Origin of the sequence: Ramlibacter sp., from assembly GCF_028291745.1 — a bacterium.
Classification (GTDB): domain Bacteria; phylum Pseudomonadota; class Gammaproteobacteria; order Burkholderiales; family Burkholderiaceae_C; genus Ramlibacter.
Window position 1 is genome coordinate 42,239 of record NZ_JAQGNQ010000066.1, and the last position, 19,563, is coordinate 61,801.

A 19,563-nucleotide genomic window follows, 5' to 3' on the forward strand; every position below is an offset into this window, starting at 1 on the left:
ATTACTTCTTCTTCGCGTCCATCAGGCCGGTGAAGCGGTCGAACAGGTAGCCGATATCGTGCGGGCCGGGGGATGCTTCCGGGTGACCCTGAAAGCAGAACGCGGGCTGGTCCGTGCGGGCCAGGCCCTGCAGCGTGCCGTCGAACAGGCTGATGTGCGTGGCCCGCAGGTTCCCGGGCAGCGTCTTCTCGTCCACCGCAAAGCCGTGGTTCTGGCTGGTGATGCTCACGCGGCCAGAGTCGAGATCCTTCACCGGATGGTTGGCACCGTGGTGGCCGAACTTCATCTTGAAGGTCTTGGCGCCGGAGGCCAGCGCCATGATCTGGTGGCCCAGGCAGATGCCGAAGGTGGGATAGCCCGCGTCGATCAGTTCACGGGTGGCGGCGATCGCGTAGTCGCAAGGCTCCGGGTCGCCGGGGCCGTTGGAGAGGAACACGCCATCCGGGTTGAGCTTGCGCACCTCGGCCGCCGGCGTCTGCGCCGGCACCACGGTCACCTTGCAGCCGCGTTCGGCCAGCATGCGCAGGATGTTCTTCTTCACGCCGTAGTCGAAGGCGACGACGTGGTATTTCGCGTTTTCCAGCCGGCCGTAGCCGGTGCCGAGTTGCCACTCGGTCTGGTCCCAGCCGTAGCTTTTGGCGACCGATACTTCCCGGGCCAGGTCGAGGCCGGCCATCGACTTCTCGGCGCGGGCCCTGGCGATGGCTTGGTCGATCCGTGCGGGGGTGACCTCCTGCCCCTTGGCCAGCGCGACGATGCAGCCGTTCTGCGCGCCCTTGCTGCGCAGGATGCGGGTGAGCTTGCGGGTGTCGATGTCGGCGATGCCGACGGTGTTCTCGCGCTGCAGGTATTGCTGCAGGGTCATGTCGGCGCGGAAGCTGGAGGCGATCAGCGGCAGGTCGCGGATGATCAGGCCGGCGGCGTGCACCTTGCCGGCTTCGACATCTTCGGCGTTGACGCCGTAGTTGCCGATGTGCGGATAGGTGAGCGTGACGATCTGGTGCGCGTAGCTCGGGTCCGTCAGGATTTCCTGGTAGCCGGTGAGCGCCGTGTTGAACACGACCTCCCCGGTGCTGGAACCGGCGGCGCCGATGGAGCTGCCGACAAAGACGGTGCCGTCTGCGAGCGCCAGGATGGCGGGCGGGAAAGCTCCCTGAAGCGACGAAAGCACTGGGTTCTCCGGATGATTACGGTACGCCCAGAAACGCGACCAAGAGCGGAACTCTCGATGTTGCTTTTTTTCGGGGGAGAGGCTGGATGCGCTACGGGCGTAGGGTTGGGGGAAAAGCCTCTGATTATAGCGCGAGGAGGGGTTTTCCCTCGGGCGTGGTCGGGTTGGCCGATTCGGGGCTCGGGGCTCGGGGCTCGGGGCTTCGTAGGCTGGGCTTCGCGCAGCGAACCCCAGCAACGGAGCATCGCTGGGGTGCGGCTTCGCCGCAGCCCAGCCTACGAATGGCGCGAATGCGGCGCCCGGGTCACGGCGCCCGCCCCGCCGCACTGGCGTGCAGGCAAATCGCCGCCGCCGCGCCGACATTGAGCGACTCCTCGCCCCCGGGCTGCACGATGCGCACGAACCGCGTTGCCCGCTCGGCCAGCGCCGCGCTCACGCCCTGCCCTTCATGCCCCAGCACCCACGCGCAGGGCCAGGGCAGCGCCGCGCGGTGCAGGTACTCGCCCTGATGTGAACTGGTCGCGAGCAATGGCACTTGCAAGCCGGAAAGCGCTTCCAGCGTGAGCCCCTCGATGAGGCACAGCCCGAAATGTGCGCCCATCCCCGCGCGCAGCACTTTCGGACTCCACAGCGCCGCGGTGCCCTTCATGGCCAGCACCTGGCGGAACCCGAAGGCCCCGGCGCTGCGCAGGATCGTGCCGACGTTGCCGGCATCCTGCAGGCCGTCGAGGATCACGCTCGCCACATCGCCCTGCACTTGCGGCTGCGAAGGCAGCGGCAGCACGAAGCCCATGGGCGCCGGCGACTCCAGTCCGCTGACCGTCGCGAACAGCGCGTCGTCGACAACCACCACCTTGCCACCGGCAGCCACCCACTGGTGGCCGGCGAGGTCGAAATAGGAAGCCTGGAACACCGCATGCGAGGGCTGCAGCCCCCGCTGCAAGGCGGCACGGCACAGATGCTCGCCCTCGAGCCAGACCCGCTCCTGCTTGCGGTAAGCCGTGCTGTCCTGGGCCAGCCGCCGCAGCTCTTTCAGCAGCGCGTTGTCGCGCGAGGCGATGTGCTGCGGACCCGTGGAGGTCACGAGAGCTGGACGGAGACCGTCACGCCCTCGCGGGTGGCGAACTGCGCCGCCACCGGTGCGAAGTGGCGGCGATGGTGCACGCACGGGCCGTGCTTGCGCAGCGCCTCGAGGTGTTCCGGCGTGCTGTAGCCCTTGTGGGCCGCGAAGCCGTATTGCGGGAACTGCTGGTGCAGTTCCACCAGCATGCGGTCGCGCGTGACCTTGGCGATGATGGAAGCAGCGGAGATCGACTTGATCTTGGCATCGCCATCGACGATGGCCTCGGAGAGGATCTCCCACTTGGGCAGGCGATTGCCATCGACCAGCACCTTGACAGGTTTGAGCCGCAGCCCTTCGACGGCGCGTTTCATGGCCAGCATGGTCGCGTGGAAGATGTTGATCTCGTCGATCTCCAGCACGCTGGCCATGCCCACCGAGCAGCACAGGGCCTTCTCGCGGATCTTGTCGTACAGCCGGTCGCGTTGCAGCGGCGTCAAGACCTTGGAGTCGTTGACGCCCAGGATGCGTTTCTTGTCATCCAGGATCACCGCGGCGGCCACCACCGGGCCGGCCAAGGGGCCGCGGCCCGCTTCGTCCACGCCCGCGATCAGCCCGATCGGGTCGGGAAAGAGCAGCGGCTTCTGCACCGCCTTGGCCTGCTTCGTCCGGATCGTCGAGGTGACGATGGGCCGCACCGGCTCAGGAGGCGAGGACTTTTTCGATGGCATCGGTGGCGAGAGTGGCGGTGTCGCGCTTCAGGTCGGCATGCAGGGCGCGAAATTTCTCCTGCACGGAGCGCATTCTGTCAGGGCTCGCCAGCCACTCGCCGAGCGCCCGGGCCAGCAAGTCGGGTTTTGCGTTGGACTGCAGCAACTCGGGCACCACGAAATCCCGGCACAGGATGTTGGGCAGGCCCACCCAGGGCAGCAGGTGGCGCGGCTTCATCAGCGCGTACGTGAGCCAGCTGGTGCGGTAGGAGATCACCATCGGCCGCTTGAACAGCGCCGTCTCCAGGGTCGCGGTGCCGCTGGCCACCAGCGCCACGTCGCAGGCGGCCAGCGCCGCATGCGACTGGCCGGTGACGATGGTCAGGTGCCGCGGCGCCGGTCCGCGTCGCGCGATCTCGCCGATGCGCGCCTGCAGCGCCGGCACCGCCGGCAGCACGAACCAGGTGTCGCCACGCTGCTTCTCCAGCATCGCCGCGGCCTTGAGGAAGCGGGCGGTGTGCGCCTCGATCTCCGAGGCGCGACTGCCCGGTAGCACCGCAACCACCTTGGCATCGGCGGGCAGCCCCAGCTTGCGGCGCGCGCCCGCCTGGTCGGGCTCCATGGGGATCACGCTGGCCAGCGGATGGCCGACATAGGTCGAAGCCACGCCATGGCGCGCCAGCAGTTCCGGCTCGAACGGGAAGATGCACAGCACGTGGTCGCAGGCGCGCTTCAGCTTTTCCACGCGCTTCATGCGCCAGGCCCAGATCGAGGGGCACACGAAGTGCACGGTCTTGATGCCGGCGGCACGCAGCTGGGATTCCAGGCCCAGGTTGAAGTCGGGTGCGTCGACGCCGATGAAGACATCGGGGCGGTCGGCCAGCAGGCGGTGGCGCAGGTCGTCGCGGATGCGCAGGATCTCGCGCAGGTGCCTGAGCACTTCCGCATAGCCGCTGACGGCGAGCTTCTCCGCGGGCCACCAGGACAGGAAGTGGCGCGCGTCCATCTGCGCGCCGCCGATGCCGCCGGCGCCCAGCTCCGGCCAGCGCGCGCGCATGGCGTCCAGGACGTGGCCGGCCAGCAAGTCGCCGGAGGCCTCACCGGCGACCATCGCGAAGCGTGGATGTGGCATCTAGCGGGCAATGCCGCGGGTGGCACCCGCGAGGAATTCACTCATGAGCGCTACTTCGCCCGCCGCCTGCGGCATCGGCCCGGCGAGCGCCGCGATGGCCGCCATCGCATCCTGCAGCGTGCGCCCTTCGCGATAGAGCAGCTTGTGCATCTGCTTGACCGCGGCGATTCGCCCCTCGCTGAAGTCACGCCGCCGCAGGCCCACGGTGTTGACGCCGCGCACCGCCAGCGGATTGCCGTCGACCAGCATGAAGGGCGGGACGTCCTGCGAGACCGCGCTGGCGAAGCCCACCATGGCATGCGCGCCGACCTTCACGAACTGGTGGATGCCGGTGAGGCCGCCCACCGTCACCCAGTCGCCCAGCTCGACGTGGCCGCCCAGCGTGGTGTTGTTGGCCAGGGTCGTGCGGTTGCCCACCACGCAATCGTGCGCGATGTGCGTGTACGCCATGATCCAGTTGTCGTCGCCGATGCGCGTGACGCCCTTGTCCTGCACCGTGCCGATGTGCAGCGTGGCGAATTCGCGGATCGTGTTGCGCTCGCCGATCACCAGCTCGCAGGGCTCGCCCTGGTACTTCTTGTCCTGGTTGATCGCGCCGACCGAGCAGAACTGGAAGATCCGGTTGTCACGACCGATCGTGGTGTGGCCCTCGACCACCACGTGCGGTCCCACCGTGGTGCCGGCAGCGATCTTCACGTGCGGGCCGATCACCGTGTACGGGCCGACCGTGACGCCCGCATCCAGCTGCGCCTTGGGATCGATGATGGCGGTGGGATGGATGCCGGGCATCGCTGCGTTCACGGCTTGCTCAGGCGATGCTGCGCATCGTGCACATCAGCTCGGCCTCGCAGGCGACCTCGTCGCCCACGCGCGCCGTGCCCTTGAACTTGTAGATGCCGGCCCGGGCGCGCTCGAGCGTCACGTCCATGATCAGCTGGTCGCCCGGCTCCACCGGCCGCTTGAAGCGCGCACCGTCGATCCCGGCGAAGTAGATGACCGAGTTGCTGTCGGGCGCCGCGCCTTCGTTGGCGAAGGCCAGCAGGGCCGCGGACTGCGCCATCGCCTCGAGGATCAGCACGCCCGGCATCACCGGCCGATGCGGGAAGTGGCCGGCGAAGAACGGCTCGTTGATCGTGACGTTCTTCAGGGCCTTGATGCTCTTGCCGCCATCGACGGCCAGCACACGGTCCACCAGCAGGATCGGATAACGGTGCGGCAGTTTCTTCAGGATCTGGTGGATGTCGAGCGTGGTGGTCATGATTGAGTTGCCGCCGGGCCGAGCGTGGGCCTCAGGTTCTTTTTTCCAGGGCCTTGATCCGGTCGCGCAGCGTGTGCAGCTGCTTGAGCGTGGCGGCGTTCTTTTCCCAGGCCGCATTGTCGTCGATGGGGAAGATGCCGGTGTACAGCCCGGGCTTCGCGATCGAGCGTGCGACGAAAGAACCGGCGGAGATGTGCACGCCGTCCGCGATCGTGAGGTGGCCCAGGATCATCGCGGCGCCCCCGATCATGCAGTGCGCGCCGATGGTGGCGCTGCCGGCAATGCCGGTGCAGCCGGAGACGACGGTGTGGCGGCCGATGCGGCAGTTGTGGCCCACCTGGATCTGGTTGTCGAGCTTGACGCCGTCCTCGATCACCGTGTCGGCCAGCGCGCCGCGGTCGATGCAGGTGTTGGCGCCGATCTCGACGTCGTCGCCGATGCGCACCGCCCCCAGCTGCTCGATCTTCTCGTAGCGGCCGCCCGGCGCCGGCGCGAAGCCGAAGCCGTCGGCGCCGATCACCACGCCCGGATGCACGATGCAGCGCGCGCCCAGCACGCAGTCCTCGCTGATGGTCACGCGCGACTTCAGCACCGTGCCCTCACCGATGCGCGCGCCCCGCTCCACCACGCAATGCGCGCCTATGCGCACGCCCGCGCCGATCACCGCGTCGGCATCGATCACCGCCGTCGGATGGATCGCCGGGCCGCTGGCGCGCGCATGGCTGCGCTTCCACAGCTGGGTCAGGCGCGCGAAATAGAGGTAGGGGTCGTCGGCGACGATGCAGGCGCCGCGCACCAGCGCCGGCTCGCGCATAGCCGGGCCGACGATGACGCAGCCGGCGCGCGAGGCGTCCAGCTGCTGGCGGTACTTCGGGTTGCTCAGGAAGGAGAGCTGGTCGGGCTGTGCCGACTCCAGCGGCGCGACGCCGGCCATGCGCAGTTGTGGGTCGCCGTGCAGTTCGCCCCCGAGGGCGGCAACGATCTCACCAAGCTGCAAGGACACGGAACGCGCCTCGCCTTACTTGGTGGAGTTCAGCGCCTTGATCACCTTGTCGGTGATGTCGTGCTTGGGATTGATGTAGACCGCTTCCTGCAGGATCAGGTCGTACTTCTCCTGCTCGGCCACCTGCTTGACCACGCGGTTGGCGCGATCGAGCACGGCCTGCAGTTCCTCGTTCTTGCGCGCGTTCAGGTCTTCCTGGAACTCGCGGCGCTTGCGCTGGAACTCGCGGTCCTGGTCGATCAGGCCCTTCTGCCGCTGCGAGCGCTGCGCCTCGGTGAGCGTGGGGGCCTCGCGCTCGAACTTGTCCGAGGCGGCCTTGAGCGAGGCGCCGAGGTCGTTCAGGTCCTTTTCGCGGCGGGCGAATTCCTGCTCCAGCTTGATCTGGGCGACCTTGGCGGAATTCGCCTCGCGGAACACGCGGTCGGTGTTGACGAAGCCCACGCGGAAATCCTCTGCCTGCGCCCGGGCGACCAGCGCCAGCACGCCCAGCAGCAAAGCCAGGCAGAAACGTGGGAGGGTCTGCTGCATCAGAAGGAGGTTCCGATCTGGAATTGGACTCGCTGGATTCTATCCCCAGGCTCCTTGCGGATCGCCTGGGCGATGGCAATGCGCAGCGGCCCGATGGGCGACAGCCAGGACAGGCCGAAGCCGGTCGAGGCGCGCAGCGTGGAGAAGGTGATCGGCTCGTTTGCGCCGTACACGTTGCCCACGTCGAAGAAGCCGAACAGGCGCAGCGTGCGGTCGTTGCCGGCGCCCGGGAAGGGCGTGATGGCTTCGGCGTTGAAGGTGATCTTGCGCGGGCCGCCGATGGAGGCGCCGGTCACGTCGCGCGGGCCCAGCGTGCCCTGCTGGAAACCGCGCACCGAACCCAGGCCGCCGGAGAAGAAGTTCTTGAACACCGGGTAGGGTTGGCCCTGCAGGCCCTCGCCCCAGCCCAGTTCGCCGTTGAAGGCCAGGGTGTACTGCTTGTTCAGCGGCACGTACTGCTGGTACTGGTAGTTGGCGCGCAGGTAGCGGGCGTCGCCGGCCACCCCCCACTCGCCCGAGAAGCGCTGGAAGCGGCCGTGCGTGGGCGTCAGCGCGCTGTCGCGGTCGTCGCGCGACCAGCCTATCGTCAGCGGCACCGACGTGCTGGTGAAGCCGAACTGCTCGGCATACGCCAGGTAGGCGGCCGGGATCGCGGTGCCCGGCTTGATCTGGGTGCGCTCGAGGCCGGCGCCGAAGAACACGGTGTCGGTCTCGCTGAAGGGCACGCCGAAGCGCAGGCCCACCCCCGAAGTCACCAGCGAGTAATTGCCGCCCTGGTCGTCGTAGGGACGCGAGGTGCGGTGGTAGACGTCGATGGTGCGCGAGATGCCGTCGGCCGTGAAATACGGGTTGACCGAGTTGAAGGCGATCGTGCGGTTGAACTTGCTGGTGTTCACCTCCACGCCCAGGAAGTTGCCGGTCCCGAACGCGTTCTCCTGCTTGATGGAGAAGGACAGCGCCAGCCTTTCCGCGCTGGAGAAGCCAGCACCGAGTTGCAGGCTGCCGGTGGGACGCTCGGTCACCGTGAGGTTCAGGTCGACCTGGTCGGGCGCGCCCGGCACGTCGCTGGTCTCGACGTTCACTTCCTTGAAGTAGCCCAGGCGGTCGAGGCGGTCGCGCGAGAGCTTGATCTTGTCGGCGTCGTACCAGCTCGATTCGAACTGGCGGAACTCGCGGCGGATCACTTCGTCGCGCGTGCGGTTGTTGCCCGCGATGTTGATGCGGCGCACGTAGGCGCGGCGCGAGGGCTCGGCCACCAACCTGAAGTACACCCGGTTGTTCGCGCGGTCGATGTCCGGCCGCGCCTCGACCTGCGCGAACGCATAGCCGAAGTTGCCGAAATAGTCGGTGAAGGCCTTGGTGGTCTCGGTCACCTGGTCGGCGTTGTACGGTTCGCCGGCCTTGATCTTGATCAGGGTCTTGAACTCTTCTTCCTTGCCCAGGTAGTCGCCTTCCAGCTTCACGCCGGACACCACGTAGCGCTCGCCTTCCGTGATGTTGATCGTGATGCTGATGTCCTGCTTGTCCGGCGAGATCGCCACCTGCGTGGAGTCGATGCGGAACTCGAGGTAGCCGCGCTGCAGGTAGTACGACTTCAGCGCTTCCAGGTCGGCATTGAGCTTGGTGCGCGAATAGCGGTCGTTCTTGCTGTACCAGGAGAGCCAGCCGCCGGTGTCCAGCTCCATCAGGCCCTTGAGCGTGCCCTCGTCGAACGCGTGGTTGCCGACGATGTGCATCTCGCGGATGCGCGTGGGCGAGCCCTCGGTCACCGTGAAGGTGAGGTTCACGCGGTTGCGCTCGATCGGCGTCACGGTGGTCACCACCTCGGCCCCATACAGGCTGTGGTTGATGTACTGGCGCTTGAGCTCCTGCTCGGCGCGGTCGGCCAGGGCCTGGTCGTAGGGGCGGCCCTCGGTCAGGCCGATGTCGCGCAGCGCCTTCTTCAGCGTGTCCTTGTCGAATTCGTGCGTCCCGACGAAATCGACGTCGGCCACGCTGGGCCGCTCTTCGACCACCACGACCAGCACGTCGCCCTGGGTCTCGAGGCGCACGTCCTTGAACAGGCCGAGGGCGAACAGCGCGCGAATCGCGGCCGAGCCCTTGTCGTCGTTGTAGGTGTCGCCGACACGAAAGGGCAGCGAGCCGAACACCGTGCCGGGCTCGATGCGCTGCAGGCCTTCGACGCGGATGTCGCGCACCGTGAAAGGCTCGACCGCCCAGGTGTTCGCCGCGAAGGCGAGGCCGCAAACGGCCGTAACGGTACGCACGCGAAAGCGCTTGAAATGTTTCTTCATTGGATCTGGAAAGGCGCCGGCGGGGACCTGCAAGGCCCCCTTGGCGGCAGCTGCAACGTTGTTCTATCCAAAGAGCCGGGCGACGTCGTTGAAGAGTGCAATCGACATCATCACCAGCAGCACCGCCACGCCACCGCGCTGCAGGCGCTCCATCCAGGCGTCGGAGACGCTCCTGCCCGTGACGGCCTCCCAAAGATAATACATCAGGTGCCCACCGTCCAAGACAGGCAGCGGCAGCAGGTTCAGCACCCCGAGGCTCACCGAAATGAGGGCCAGGAACAGCAGGTACTGAGTGAGGCCGAGGCTTGCGGACTTGCCGGCATAGTCGGCAATCGTGAGCGGACCGGAGAGGTTTTTTACCGAAGCTTCACCAACGACCATCCGGCCCATCATGCGCAGCGTGAGCGAGGAGACGTCCCAGGTGCGGGTGACGCCGTTCCACAGACCCTCCACGGGGCCGCGGCGCACCGTCAGCATCGCCGGCGGCGCGCCGACGTAGGCCGAGATGCGCGCCACCTGCTGGCCGGCCGCCTCCTTGACCAGGTCGGGGGTCACGGCCACCTGCACGGAACGGCCCTGGCGATCGAGCTCCCAGGTGGACGACACCGCCTGCTTGTCCTTGACCTGCGCGCGAATCAGGTCGCGCAGCTGCTGCGCGTCGCCGACGGGCTGGCCGGCCACGCGCTTGACCGTATCGCCCTTGCGCAGGCCGGCGCGCTCGGCGGCACCGCCGGGCATCACCTCGCCCAGCACCGGCGGGCTCCAGGGCATGAGGACGCCGATCTTGCGCAGCAGTTGCGCATCGGCGTCGCGCGAGTTCAGGCCGGAGAGCGGCAGCAGCACCTCGCGCTTGCCGCCGGCGCCTTCGGGCGCGAGCACCAGGCGCAGGTCGCGGCCGTCGAGCGCGCCGCGCGTGAGCAGCCAGCGCAGGTCTTCGAAGGAACGCACCGGCGCGACCTCGTCGCCCTCCAGCGCGGCGCGCTCGACCCGCTCGCCGCCATGCAGGCCGGCATCGGCCGCCAGCGAACCGGCCACCGGGCTGCCCAGGATGGCTTGCGGCTCCTGCACGCCCATCCAGTTGACCAGCGTATAGAGCACCACGGCCAGCAGCAGGTTGGCGATCGGGCCGGCGGCGACGATCGCCGCGCGCGCAGGCAGGGGCTGGACGTTGAAGGCGCGATGGCGTTCGGCCGGCTCCACCGGTCCCTCGCGCTCGTCCAGCATCTTCACGTAGCCGCCCAGGGGAAACATGCCGATCACGAATTCGGTGTCCTGGCCCGGTCGCGGCTTGCGGGGCTTCCAGGTAAAGATCGTCTTGCCAAAGCCGATCGAGAAGCGCAGCACCTTCACGTTGCACGCGACGGCCACGCGGTAGTGGCCGAATTCGTGCACGGCGATCAGGAGCCCGAGGGCGACGAGGAAGGCAAGGACGGTCAGCATGGTGCGTGCTCCGTCAGGACCCCAGGCTCCGGATGGCGTCGTGCGCGCCGCGGCGCGCACGTGCATCCAGGTCCAGCAGGTCCTGCAGGGTTGCGGGATTGGAGGGCGTCACCCGCTCCAGAGTTGCCAGGTTTACCGAATGGATCTGGTCGAAGCGGATCCGCTGCTCCAGGAACGCGGAGACGGCGACCTCGTTGGCGGCATTGAGCACCGCCGGCGTGCCGGGCGCGGCGGCCAGGCTGTCCCAGGCAAGCTGCAGGCCGGGGAAGCGCTGGCGATGGCCGCGCGTCTCCAGCGACTCGAAGCTCATGTCCGCCAATGCGCCAAAGTCGAGCGCCTGGGCGCCGGAGGTCACGCGGTCCGGCCATGCAAGGCCGTAGGCGATGGGCACGCGCATGTCGGGCGTGCCCAGTTGCGCCACCACCGAGGTGTCGCGGTACTGCACCATCGAGTGGATCACGCTTTGCGGGTGGATCACCACCTGCAGGCGCTCGGGCGCCAGGCCGAACAGGTAGCGGGCCTCGATCACCTCGAGCGCCTTGTTCATCATGGTCGCCGAGTCGACCGAGATCTTGCGGCCCATCACCCAGTTGGGATGGGCGCAGGCCTGGTCCGGCGTCACGTCGCGCAGGCTTGCGGGTTCACGCGTGCGAAACGGCCCGCCCGATGCGGTGAGGATGATCTTCTCGACCCGCGCCGACCAGGTCGCGGCGTCTTCGGGCAAGGACTGGAAGATCGCCGAATGCTCGCTGTCGATCGGCAGCAGCGTGGCGCCGCCGCGCCGGACCGCCGCCATGAAGAAGTCGCCGCCGACCACCAGGGCTTCCTTGTTGGCCAGCAGCAGTTTCTTGCCCGCCCGTGCCGCGGCGATGCAGGAGGAGAGACCCGCGGCGCCAACGATGGCGGCCATCACCGTGTCGACCTGTTCGTGCGCGGCGACGGCATCGAGCGCCTGCGCGCCCCACGCCACGCGCGTGGCCAGGCCGCTGGATTCCATGCGGGCGGCGAGCGCGCGCCCCGCCTCTTCGTGCGCCATCACGGCGATCGCCGGGCGGAACCGCAGGCATTGCTGCAGCATCAGGTCGACCTGCGTGGCGGCGCTCAGCGCGAACACCTCGAAGCGGTCCGGATGCCGCGCGATCACGGCGAGCGTGTTCGCACCGATGGAACCGGTGGAGCCGAGGACGGCGATGCGCTGTTTCATCGTTGGGCCAGCCCGCTGAATGACTGGAAGGGCGCCCGAGGGGCGCCCGAGACGGGATGCGATGCAAGGCGCAAAGCACAGCGATGCCCATTGGCATCGCGAGCATTTGCAACGCGGCAGCGCGCCCGTATCGGGTGAACAGCGGGTGTCATTTCAGTCATTCAGCGGGCCAATGTCGCCAGCATCATGGCCAGGGGCAGTGTCGGCAGGAGCGCATCGACGCGATCGAGCACGCCGCCGTGCCCCGGCAGCAACTGGCTGGAATCCTTCATGCCGACACTACGCTTGACGAGGGACTCCGACAAGTCACCGACCACGCTCATGGCCGCGAGAAAAATCACGGCCAGCACCTGCACGGCCCAGCCGAAGGACGTGGCCAGCCGGGCGTAGAGGCTCGGCACCTGGGCCTGCGTCGCGCCATCGGCCAGGGTCCAGGCGATGGCCAGGACGATCACGCCCAGCATGCCGCCCCACACGCCTTCCCAGCTCTTCTTGGGGCTGATCGTGGCCGCCAGCTTGCGTTGCGTGATCTTGCCGCCCATCGCCCGGCCGGTGAAATAAGCGAACACGTCGGCCACCCACACCAGCACCAGGATCGACAGCAGGAAATTGACGCCGATCACGCGCGCCTGCGCCATGGCCAGCCACGCCAATGCCAGGGCCAGCACACCGGCCGGCACGCGCAGCGCGCGCGGAATCTTCGGCCAGCCGGCCACGCCGCCACGCACGAGGGCAAACCCGGCGAGCACCCACACCCCGCCGACGATGGTCCACAGCAGCGACGAGGGCCGCTGCGGCCATCCCAGCGCCCAGGCCGCGGCGCACAGCACGAGCGTGACCCCGCCCAGTGCGAGGCTCGCGCCCGCGGGCAAGGCATTGAGGCGGCCCCACTCCCAGCCGCCGGCGGCAATCAGCAGCAGCGTGATGGCAAGGAACGGTTCCGGCGTATGCCAGAACAGGGCCGGCAACAGGATCGCCAGCAGGACGACGGCGGTGATGACGCGCTGCTTCAGCATCGCGGGACCGGCAAGGCTGAAGAGCCCCCGCTCATGCCGCCTTCCTGCGCGCGCGCAGCGGGGACGGCGTGAGCTGCTCGGAAGTGCGGCCGAAGCGGCGCTCGCGCCCGGCGTAGTCGGCGATCGCCGCGTCGATGGCCGCGGCGTCGAATTCGGGCCACAGCTTGTCGGTGAAATAGAGCTCGCTGTACGCCCCCTGCCAGAGCAGGAAGTTGCTGATGCGCTGCTCGCCGCCGGTGCGGATCAGCAGGTCCGGATCCGGCACGTGCGCCAGCGCCATGGCGCGGTCGAGACTGGCCTCGGTGATCGCTTCGCCGCGCGCGGCCAGCTGTGCCGCCGCCTGCGCGATGTCCCAGCGGCCACCGTAGTTGAAGCAGATGTTGAAGACCAGGCGCGTGTTGCCGGCCGTCATGGACTCGGCCTGCGTCAGGCCGTTGCGCACCTTGTCCGACAGCTTGGAGCGGTCGCCGATGAAATGGATGCGCACGCCCTCGGCCTGCAACTGCGGCACCTCGCGCGTGAGCGCCATGGCCAGCAGTTCCATCAGCCCCGAGACCTCGTCGGGCGGCCGGTTCCAGTTCTCCGAGGAGAAGGCGAACACGGTCAGCACCTTCACGCCGATGTCGCCGCAATAACGGACGCAGGCACGCAGGGCATCGACGCCCTTCTTGTGCCCCGCCACCCGCGGCAGGAAGCGCTTGGTGGCCCAACGCCCGTTGCCATCCATGACGATGGCGATGTGGTTCGGAACGACGCGCTGCGTCATGCGCTCATGGTGGTCCTCAGACCTCCATGATCTCCTTTTCCTTCGAGGCGACCAGCTGGTCGATCTCGGCGATGTGCTTGTCGGTGACCTTCTGCACATCGGCCTCGGCGCGCTTGTGTTCGTCCTCGGTCGCGATCTTGTCCTTCACCAGCTTCTTCACGTGCTCGTTGGCATCGCGGCGCAGGTTGCGGATGGCGATCTTGGCGTTCTCGGCCTCGGTGCGGACCAGCTTGGTCATTTCGCGGCGGCGCTCTTCCGACATCGGCGGCATCGGCACGCGGATCAGGTCGCCCATCGAGGCGGGGTTCAGGCCCAGGTCGCTTTCGCGGATGGCCTTCTCGATCTTGGCGCCCATGCCCTTTTCCCAGGGCTGCACGCTGATCGTGCGGGCGTCCAGCAGCGACACGTTGGCCACCTGCGAGAGCGGCACGGAACTGCCGTAGTAGTCGACGTGCACCGTGTCCAGCAGGCCGGGGCTGGCGCGGCCGGTGCGGATCTTGGTCAGCGTGTTCTTGAAGGCGGCGATGGAGGAATCCATCTTGCCTTGCGTGGTCTGCTTGATTTCAGCGATCGTTGTCATCGGGGACTCCCTTGGTCAGGCGTACACCAGGGTACCTTCGTCCTCGCCCAGCACCACGCGCTTCAAGGCGTTGTGCTTGAGGATCGAGAACACCTTGATCGGCAGCTTCTGGTCGCGGCACAGCGCGAACGCCGTGGCATCCATGATGCCCAGGTTCTGGGCCATGGCCTCGTCGAAGCTGATGCGCGAATAGCGCTTGGCGTCGGGAAACTTGGCGGGGTCGGCGGAATACACACCGTCGACCTTGGTGGCCTTGAGCACCACCTCGGCGCCGATCTCGGCGCCCCGCAGCGCGGCGGCGGTGTCGGTGGTGAAGAAGGGGTTGCCGGTGCCGGCCGCGAAGATCACGACCTTGCCCTCTTCCAGGTACTGCAGCGCCTTGGGCCGCACGTAGGGCTCGACCACCTGCTCGATGGCGATGGCCGACATGACCCGCGGCACCAGGCCCTGCTTGGTCATGGCGTCGGACAGCGCCAGCGCGTTCATCACGGTGGCCAGCATGCCCATGTAGTCGGCGGTGGCGCGGTCCATGCCGACCGAGCCGCCGGCCACGCCGCGGAAGATGTTGCCGCCACCGATGACGACGGCGACCTGCACGCCCAGGTTCACGACCTCGGCCACCTCCTGCACCATCCGCACGATGGTGGCGCGGTTGATGCCGAAGGCGTCGTCTCCCATCAAGGCCTCGCCCGACAGCTTGAGCAGGATGCGCTTGTGGGCTGGCGTGGCGGGCATATTACGGGTTCTCCTGGGGTGGCGTTGGGTCGAGTTTAGCGGTCCGGGCTGTTGGCCGGCTGTCAGCCGGCCCGGCCCTCAGGCAGCCTGCCTGGCGGCGGCGACCTGCGCAGCCACTTCGGCGGCGAAGTCGTCGGTCTTCTTTTCGATGCCCTCGCCCACCACGTACAGCGTGAAGCTCTTCACCTGGGTGTTGGCGGCCTTGAGCATCTGCTCCACGGTCTGCTTGTCGTTCTTCACGAACGACTGGTTCAGCAGGGAGACTTCCTTCAGGTACTTCTGCACGCCGCCCTCGATGCGCTTGGCAACGATCTCGGCGGACTGCACCGGCTTGCCGGCGGCTTCGGCGGTCTTGCGGTCTTCCTCGGCCTTGCCGGTGGCAACCGCGCGTTCCTTGGCGATCAGCTCCTCGGGCACGTCGCTGCTGGCCAGGGAGACCGGCTTCATCGCGGCCACGTGCATGGCGACATCCTTGGCGGCGACCTCGTCACCGGTGTACTCGACGATCACGCCGATGCGCGTGCCATGCAGGTAGCTCACCAGCTTGTTGGAGCCATCGAAGCGCTTGAAGCGGCGAAAGCTCATGTTCTCGCCGATCTTGCCGATCAGGCCCCTGCGCACGTCTTCCAGGGTGGGGCCGAAGCCGTCCTGGCTGTACGGCAGCGCGCCCAGGGCGGCAACGTCGGCGGGATTGTTCTTCGCGATCAGTTCGGCAGCGGCGCGCGCCAGTTGCAGGAAGCTGTCGTTCTTGGTGACGAAGTCGGTCTCGCAGTTCACTTCCAGCAGCGCACCCGTGGTGCCTGCGATGGAAGCGGCGACCACGCCTTCGGCGGTCACGCGCGAGGCGGCCTTGCCGGCCTTGTTGCCCAGCTTGACGCGCAACAGCTCCTCGGCCTTCTCCATGTTGCCTTCGGCCTCGGTCAGGGCCTTCTTGCATTCCATCATGGGCGCGTCGGTCTTCGCCCGCAGTTCGCCGACCATGCTTGCGGTGATTGCAGCCATCTTGTCCTCTATTCGGTTCTGTTCAGTTCGATCGTGGTGTGCAAAGGGGGCTCAAGAGCCCCCTTCCTTGTGACATGGGGCCGGGCTTTACGCCGCGGCGCCTTCCTTCACTTCCACGAACTCGTCGCTGCCTTCGGCGACGGCGCGCTGCACGTCACCCGCCGGGTTGTTCTTGCCCTCGAGGATGGAGTCGGCCATCTCGCGGACATACAGCGTCACGGCCTTGGCCGAGTCGTCGTTGCCGGGGATCACGTAGTCGATGCCTTCGGGCGAGTGGTTGGAGTCCACCACCGCGATGATCGGGATGCCCAGCTTCTGCGCTTCGGCGACGGCGATCTTGTGATAGCCGACGTCGACGATGAACAGCGCGTCCGGCAGGGTGTTCATGTCCTGGATGCCGCCGATGTCCTTCTCGAGCTTGTCGAGCTCGCGCTGGAACATCAGCTGTTCCTTCTTGGACATGGCCTCCAGGCCGCCTTCCTGCTGCGCCTTCATTTCCTTCAGCCGCTTGAGCGAGGTCTTGACGGTCTTGAAGTTGGTCAGCATGCCGCCCAGCCAGCGCTGGTTCACGAAAGGCATGCCGGCACGGACGGCCTCGCTGGCGACCAGTTCGCGCGCCTGGCGCTTGGTGCCCACCAACAGGATCGTGCCGCGGTTGGCGGCCAGCTGCCGGGCGAACTTGGTCGCCTCCTGGAACATCGGCAGCGTCTTTTCCAGGTTGATGATGTGGATCTTGTTGCGGTGCCCGAAGATGAAGGGGGCCATCTTGGGGTTCCAGAAGCGGGTCTGGTGTCCGAAATGGACACCGGCTTCCAGCATTTCACGCATGGATACGGTCATGTAAGAGCTCCGAAGGTTGGGTCTAGAATCCGTCCGAAATCGCAACAGTGGCCTTCAGGGAAGGCCTGGGTTGCGACACCTCGAGGGGGGCGGGATTCGCGATTGGTCTTGCCGACCTGCGAACGCACACCTTGTGCGTGTCACCCGGCAAAACCGCGAGATTCTAGCACAGGCCCCCTTTCCCAACCCCTTGCCTCACCCATGCCCCGCCCCGACCTCCACACCACCCGAGAGCGCCTGCAGCAGGGCCGGTCCACCGCCAGCGACGAACTGGCGGCCGCTCGCGCCGCCGCCGATTCGCCCGCCGCGGCCCACGTGTTCCTGAAGACCCGCTTCGCGGCGGCCGAGGGCGAGGCCAGGCGCGTGCCGGCCGATGCGCCGCTCGCCGGCCTGCCGGTCTCGGTCAAGGACCTGTTCGACTGCGAGGGCGAGGTGACCACCGCCGGCTCGCTGGCGCTGGCCGATGCGGCGCCCGCGACCCGCGATGCCCTGGCGGTCGCGCGCTTGCGCGCCGCCGGCGGGGTGGTGGTGGGCCGCACCAACATGAGCGAGTTCGCCTTCTCCGGCGTGGGCATCAACCCGCACCACGGCACCCCGGCCAATCCCTGCGATCCCGGCACGGCCCGCATCCCGGGCGGTTCCTCCTCCGGGGCGGCGGTGTCGGTGGCCAACGGCAGCGCCTTCATCGGCCTGGGCTCGGACACCGGCGGCTCCATCCGCATCCCGGCGGCGCTGTGCGGCATCGTCGGCTTCAAGAACACCGCGCGCCTGACGCCGCTGGCGGGCGCCTATCCGCTCTCAGGCACGCTCGACACGGTGTCCGCGCTGACGCGCAGCGTGCGCGACGCGATCCTGGCGCACGAGATCCTCGCCGACTGCCAGGTGGAGCGCAGCGGCAAACCGCTGGCGCACTACCGACTGGCAGTCGCACAAACGCAGATGCTCGATGGCCTCGACGCTGCCGTCACACGCGGCTTCGAGCGCACCCTGCAACGGCTGCGCGCCGCCGGTGTGCGCATCGACGAGATCCCGCTCGCGCAGATCCAGAATCTGGGCAGCATCCAGTCGACCGGCGGCTTCGCGGCCGCGGAGAGCTATGCCGATCACCGCCTGCGGCTGGCACGCGCAGGCGAGCGCTACGACCCGCGGGTGCGCGCACGCATCGAGCGCGGCGCCGGCATGAAGGCGTGGGAGTACCTCGATTTGCACCGCGCACGCGCCGCCTGGATCGCCGAGGTCGGCCAGGCGCTCGCCGGCTACGACGCGGTGCTCTCGCCGACGGTCCCCCTGGTCGCTCCGGCGATTGCCGACCTCGCCCCGGGCGCGGAGCGCGACGAAGCCTTCTTCCGCGTCAACGCCCTGCTCCTGCGCAATACCAGCGTGGTGAACATGCTCGATGGCTGCGCGCTCTCGCTGCCCTGTCAGGACCCCGGCGAACTGCCGGTGGGCCTGATGGTCTGGCACGAGGGCCTGCACGACGACGCGATCCTGAGCCTTTCGCTGCAGATCGAAGCTCTGCTTGCCTCCTCCACCCCGGTCCGCTGAATGAAAGTTGCCATCGTGGGCGCCGGCATCATCGGCGTGACCACAGCGTACGAACTGGCTGCCGACGGCCATGAAGTGACCGTGTTCGAGCGCCACGGCGCCGCCGCGCTCGGGACCAGCTTCGCCAATGCCGGCGTCGCCGGCCCTGGCTACGTCACGCCCTGGGCGGCGCCCGGCATGGCGGGCAAGCTCGCCCGCTCCCTGTTCAGCCGCCATGCGCCGCTGCGCGTGTGCTGGCCGCTGGCCGCGCACGAGGTGCGCTGGATGATGCGCTGGCGGCACGCGTGCGAGCTGGAAAGCTATCTGGCCAACCGCACGCGCCTGCAGCGTCTTGCCTTCTACAGCGCGCACCGGCAGCGCCAGCTCGAGGAAGACCTGCAGCTCGAATACGACCGCAGCAGCGGCTACCTGATGCTGCTGCGCTCCGAGAAGGACCGCCGCATGGCGCAGCCCGGCCTGCAGGTGCTGCGCGAGACCGGCGTGCGTTTCGCCGAGGTGGACGCCGACCAGGCACGCGCGCTGGAGCCCGCGCTGAATGCCGACACGGTCTTTGCCGGCGGCGTGCACCTGCCGGACGACGAGGTCGGCAATTGCCGCCAGTTCGCGCTGCTGCTGAAGAACCAGGCGCAGGCGCTGGGCGCGCGCTTCGAATTCAACTGCACCGTGGCGCCGCTGGATCCGGCGCAGCCGGCCTTGCTGCGCATCACCCGCCACAGCGATGCGGCCCCCCTGGCCACACGCTTCGATGCCGTGGTCATGTGCGGCGGCCTGGCCTCTTCGACCTTGCTGCGGCCGGTGGGCCTGCGCGTCCCGCTGGCAGCGGTGCACGGCTACTCGATCAGCGCGCCGATCCGCGAGCCGCTCAACGCACCGCGCAGCGGCGTGATGGACGAGCGCTACAAAGTCGCGATCTCGCGCCTGGGCAACCGGGTGCGCGTGTCCGGCAGCGCCGAGATCGGCGGCGCGCCCGATCGCAAGCGGCCCTCGGCGATCCAGACCCTGTACAAGGTGCTGCACGACTGGTTTCCCGGCGCCGCGCAACTGGCCAACACGGGCGCCGCCGTGCAGGAGTGGAAAGGCGCGCGGCCCATGCTGCCCGACGGCCCGCCCGTGCTCGGCGCCACCGGCGTGCCGGGCGTGTGGATCAACATCGGCCACGGTGCCAGCGGCTGGGCCCTGTCGTGCGGCAGTGCGCGGGTGGTGGCCGACCTGATGTCGGGGCGGGCGCCGGAGGTGGACATCGAAGGCCTGGGCGTGGAACGTCTCGCGCCCTAGGAAT

At 68.1% G+C, this 19,563-nt stretch carries 19 protein-coding genes; 2 read left to right on the forward strand and 17 right to left on the reverse strand.

The genetic code is table 11. From position 1 onward, the window contains the following. Position 1: 1 nt before the first annotated feature. From carA to rpsB, 17 genes are all read right to left on the reverse strand, one after another. On the reverse strand, positions 2-1,171 hold the full coding sequence (gene carA, locus JWP60_RS11690; protein ID WP_299790955.1) for a glutamine-hydrolyzing carbamoyl-phosphate synthase small subunit: 1,170 nt from the start codon (positions 1,169-1,171) through the stop codon (positions 2-4). A 304-nt stretch (positions 1,172-1,475) separates the two neighbouring features. Continuing rightward, positions 1,476-2,255: an RNA methyltransferase gene (locus JWP60_RS11695; RefSeq protein WP_299790958.1), complete on the reverse strand. Its 780-nt coding sequence runs from the start codon at positions 2,253-2,255 to the stop codon at positions 1,476-1,478. Beyond that, a complete protein-coding gene (gene rnhB, locus JWP60_RS11700; protein ID WP_299790961.1) occupies positions 2,252-2,962 on the reverse strand; it encodes a ribonuclease HII in 711 nt (236 codons plus the stop codon). The genes JWP60_RS11695 and rnhB overlap by 4 nt, the downstream gene beginning before the upstream one ends. Further along, positions 2,934-4,073: a lipid-A-disaccharide synthase gene (gene lpxB, locus JWP60_RS11705; RefSeq protein ID WP_299790964.1), complete on the reverse strand. Its 1,140-nt coding sequence runs from the start codon at positions 4,071-4,073 to the stop codon at positions 2,934-2,936. The genes rnhB and lpxB overlap by 29 nt, the downstream gene beginning before the upstream one ends. After that, positions 4,074-4,862, reverse strand: a complete 789-nt coding sequence (gene lpxA, locus JWP60_RS11710; RefSeq protein WP_299791212.1) for an acyl-ACP--UDP-N-acetylglucosamine O-acyltransferase — start codon at positions 4,860-4,862, stop codon at positions 4,074-4,076. It lies immediately after the preceding gene. 19 nt (positions 4,863-4,881) lie between these two features. Then, entirely contained in the window at positions 4,882-5,331 is a 450-nt protein-coding gene (fabZ, locus tag JWP60_RS11715; RefSeq protein ID WP_299790967.1) for a 3-hydroxyacyl-ACP dehydratase FabZ, read from the reverse strand. A gap of 31 nt (positions 5,332-5,362) precedes the next feature. After that, positions 5,363-6,334 carry a UDP-3-O-(3-hydroxymyristoyl)glucosamine N-acyltransferase gene (lpxD, locus tag JWP60_RS11720; RefSeq protein ID WP_299790970.1) on the reverse strand — a complete coding sequence of 324 codons (972 nt, stop codon included), beginning with the start codon at positions 6,332-6,334 and terminating at the stop codon, positions 5,363-5,365. 15 nt (positions 6,335-6,349) lie between these two features. Further along, positions 6,350-6,862, reverse strand: coding sequence for an OmpH family outer membrane protein (locus tag JWP60_RS11725; RefSeq protein WP_299790973.1), 513 nt, complete (start codon positions 6,860-6,862; stop codon positions 6,350-6,352). Further along, positions 6,862-9,156 (reverse strand): outer membrane protein assembly factor BamA, encoded by a 2,295-nt coding sequence (gene bamA / locus JWP60_RS11730; RefSeq protein ID WP_299790976.1) that lies wholly within the window; start codon positions 9,154-9,156, stop codon positions 6,862-6,864. The genes JWP60_RS11725 and bamA overlap by 1 nt, the downstream gene beginning before the upstream one ends. Positions 9,157-9,219: 63 nt before the next feature. Beyond that, positions 9,220-10,596, reverse strand: a complete 1,377-nt coding sequence (rseP, locus tag JWP60_RS11735) for an RIP metalloprotease RseP (RefSeq protein ID WP_299790979.1) — start codon at positions 10,594-10,596, stop codon at positions 9,220-9,222. Positions 10,597-10,609: 13 nt separating this feature from the next. Continuing rightward, positions 10,610-11,800 (reverse strand): 1-deoxy-D-xylulose-5-phosphate reductoisomerase, encoded by a 1,191-nt coding sequence (gene ispC / locus JWP60_RS11740; RefSeq protein ID WP_299790982.1) that lies wholly within the window; start codon positions 11,798-11,800, stop codon positions 10,610-10,612. A gap of 161 nt (positions 11,801-11,961) precedes the next feature. Next, the gene (locus tag JWP60_RS11745) at positions 11,962-12,816 is read right to left on the reverse strand and encodes a phosphatidate cytidylyltransferase (RefSeq protein ID WP_299790985.1); all 855 of its coding nucleotides are present in this window, start codon (positions 12,814-12,816) and stop codon (positions 11,962-11,964) included. Positions 12,817-12,847: 31 nt separating this feature from the next. Further along, positions 12,848-13,582: a polyprenyl diphosphate synthase gene (gene uppS / locus JWP60_RS11750; protein ID WP_299790988.1), complete on the reverse strand. Its 735-nt coding sequence runs from the start codon at positions 13,580-13,582 to the stop codon at positions 12,848-12,850. Between the two features lie 16 nt (positions 13,583-13,598). Further along, on the reverse strand, positions 13,599-14,162 hold the full coding sequence (gene frr, locus JWP60_RS11755) for a ribosome recycling factor (RefSeq protein ID WP_299790991.1): 564 nt from the start codon (positions 14,160-14,162) through the stop codon (positions 13,599-13,601). A gap of 15 nt (positions 14,163-14,177) precedes the next feature. Continuing rightward, positions 14,178-14,897: a UMP kinase gene (pyrH, locus tag JWP60_RS11760; protein ID WP_299790994.1), complete on the reverse strand. Its 720-nt coding sequence runs from the start codon at positions 14,895-14,897 to the stop codon at positions 14,178-14,180. 78 nt (positions 14,898-14,975) lie between these two features. After that, positions 14,976-15,899, reverse strand: a complete 924-nt coding sequence (gene tsf / locus JWP60_RS11765) for a translation elongation factor Ts (RefSeq protein WP_299790997.1) — start codon at positions 15,897-15,899, stop codon at positions 14,976-14,978. 87 nt (positions 15,900-15,986) lie between these two features. Beyond that, on the reverse strand, positions 15,987-16,739 hold the full coding sequence (gene rpsB / locus JWP60_RS11770) for a 30S ribosomal protein S2 (RefSeq protein ID WP_299791000.1): 753 nt from the start codon (positions 16,737-16,739) through the stop codon (positions 15,987-15,989). A gap of 201 nt (positions 16,740-16,940) precedes the next feature. Here rpsB and JWP60_RS11775 point away from each other — a divergent pair, with 201 nt between their 5' ends. Both JWP60_RS11775 and JWP60_RS11780 read left to right on the forward strand, forming a co-directional pair. Then, positions 16,941-18,284 (forward strand): amidase, encoded by a 1,344-nt coding sequence (locus JWP60_RS11775; RefSeq protein WP_299791003.1) that lies wholly within the window; start codon positions 16,941-16,943, stop codon positions 18,282-18,284. Then, on the forward strand, positions 18,285-19,559 hold the full coding sequence (locus JWP60_RS11780; RefSeq protein WP_299791005.1) for a D-amino acid dehydrogenase: 1,275 nt from the start codon (positions 18,285-18,287) through the stop codon (positions 19,557-19,559). It begins immediately after the preceding gene. Positions 19,560-19,563 lie beyond the last annotated feature (4 nt).